Genomic DNA, 2,368 nt, shown 5'->3' with positions numbered 1-2,368 from the left:
CCCCATTGTAGAGGTCCATCACAGGCGATAAGTACAGCTTTTCGCCTCGGACATTGAACTCCGTGACGTCGGTGACCCACCGTTGGTTGGGGCGTTCAGCCTGAAACTGACGGGCAAGAAGATTGGGAACACTGGCCTGTTGTCCACGATAGGAGCGGTATTTCTTTGGGCGTACCAATGACTTCAACCCCAGATGCTGCATCAGACGTTGAACTGTTTTGTGGTTGACCTGCTCTCCCGCCTGGCGCAACGCTGCCGTAATTCGTCGATAGCCGTAGCGCCCTTTGTGACGCTCGTAGAGGGCGTGAATTCGACGCTTCAGACCAGCATGCCGATCATCCAGCTGCTGCACCCTTACCTGATAATAGAAGGTGCTACGCGACAGTTCGGCTACTTTTAGCAGCATCGGCAAAGGGTGGCCTTGCTTCAGTTCAAGGACTACCCGCGCTTTTTCTGCGCGGCTTGCTCTTTGGCCTGACGCAAGGCCCTCAACTTTTTTAGGTAGGCCACCTCAGCACGCAAGTATTCATTTTCTTGGAGCAACTGCTCCAGCGAGCTCATTTCAGGCAATGGAAGTGGGGGCTTTGGTGGCTCTGTTGTAGGCATCTTCGTCGGTCGACCTCGTGCTTTAGGCTCCAACGCCTGGAAGCCTCCTTCATGATACTGACTTTCCCACCGCCGTACGACGCCCGCTCCACCTCGGATATCGAACAGAGTCGTCGCTTGTAAGGCTGAGAGCTCCTCTTGCCTCATCCGTTGCAATACCGCTAATTTGAACTCAGCGCTGTAGTGGCTGAACTTTTTCTGCAAGCCAGTTAGACCATGCTCTTCATAGTGTTTAACCCAACGCCTGATGGTGGTAGGGCCAGGACCGTACTGTCTGGCCAGTCTCTTGTAACCTTGTTGTCCTTCTGCGTAGCTTTGCACTACTAGTAGCTTGAACGCTTCATTGTATTTCGTCATGAAAAACACCCCAATCGTTGGATGAGTGTCCAACTTTTGGGGGTGCAGTTCAGCTTGGGTGCCTTTTTTCTTAATGCTAGCCTGATAGCGTGCGCGCGTTACTCCATATGCAACAGCGTATAAAGCGCTTCGCTGGCGTGACGCTCATCGCGCTCGTCAATACTACCCACCCCCATTTCACGATCATTGTCATACACCACAAAGACACGCTCATGATCCAGCACCGCCAGACCTTCTGCCTTGTGCTCAAATTCAAAAGGAGTGCCGTCCATCCCGAGTATCAAGGCAGGCGGCTCGCCAGTGGTGAGGTTATCCAGCTCCATCAGCCATAGGTAGCCGCCAATGCGTGCGACGTTATCAACCTCCGTTTCAAAGCTGGTCATCAGATAAAGTCGGTGGTGGTAAGGGTCATACTCAAGACTCGATAACCCGCACTCAATCGCTACCCCTTCATGCTCAGTCGGTTCAAAAGCGTAGAGTTCGCGCAACTCATCGATAAACTCGAGGTTGCCGGACGCATTCACAACATAGTGGGCGCCGACCACACGGCTCACATAGGCGAAGTCATCATGGCGCTGCCCCTGCTCGCGTACGCCGAAAAGCAGCAGCCCATCGCCTAGCTCGCCCGGCACTGCCGCCAGCCCTTCGATCTTGTAGTAAGGTAAGCCAATCGCGTGGTTCAGCTTATTGCGTAACTCCAACGACCCTTCAACCCCATCACGCGGGTCAGGGTCCACCGCCTGCACCTTTTCAGGCTCCCCCAGCGGCCAAATCAATAAATGATTGTAGGCATTTAGATCATGGGTCACGTCATCAATGCGATCAAAACCGGTGGTAGCCAATACATGCTTACCATCGGCGGTCAGGGCGAAGTCTTCATACTTCACCGCCCGCTTGATCAGCGGCGTTGTAAAATACTCAAGCTGCGAATCATCCGGCCCGTCATCCGTCATGGGCAAGGCAAAGACCGCGGAACGATGCTCACCAGGAATCGGCTTATCGCTGGCCAGCAGTAACCGCTCACCGTCGTACATAACCGCCGAGACTTCTGCGTTGGCGAGTTTGCCCTGCTCATCGCGAAGGCCAACGGGGAAGCAGTGAATACTGCCCTGCTGCAAGATTCTGGCTTTCTGCATCGTTATGCTCCTTTGGGAAGTCTTTAACAGAGACAGTACCTATGCCGAAAAACTCCATTATTCAAATAGTCACTGCTGTGAGACGGGTAGCGATCACCACGATATCACTCCAGCACTACTCAAAACGCTCATAAAAAAACCCGCATCCTGTGAACTGCACCCCAAAAGTTGGACACTCATCCAGCGATTGGGGTGTTTTTCATGGCGAAGTATAAGGAAGCGTTCAAGCTATTAGTCGTACAGCGCTACACAGAAGGACAAGAGGGTTA

The 2,368-nt window shown here is 53.1% G+C and carries 1 protein-coding gene and 1 pseudogene; both read right to left on the bottom strand.

Going from position 1 to position 2,368, the window contains the following annotated elements; translation table 11 throughout:
* A pseudogene (locus V8L70_RS22700) lies at nucleotides 1-963 on the bottom strand (IS3 family transposase); the annotation flags it as partial.
* Nucleotides 964-1,061: 98 nt separating this feature from the next.
* Nucleotides 1,062-2,099, bottom strand: coding sequence for a hypothetical protein (locus V8L70_RS22695; protein ID WP_101146756.1), 1,038 nt, complete (start codon nucleotides 2,097-2,099; stop codon nucleotides 1,062-1,064).
* Nucleotides 2,100-2,368: the final 269 nt, after the last annotated feature.

This window comes from Vreelandella arctica (assembly GCF_037070215.1).
Classification (GTDB): domain Bacteria; phylum Pseudomonadota; class Gammaproteobacteria; order Pseudomonadales; family Halomonadaceae; genus Vreelandella; species Vreelandella arctica.
This window is presented reverse-complemented; position numbering and strand designations above follow the sequence as displayed.

Bases quoted from the DNA above. Each gene is read 5' to 3' on its own strand.
- V8L70_RS22695 (WP_101146756.1), bottom strand. From the start codon at position 2,099: ATGCAGAAAGCCAGAATCTTGCAGCAGGGCAGTATTCACTGCTTCCCC.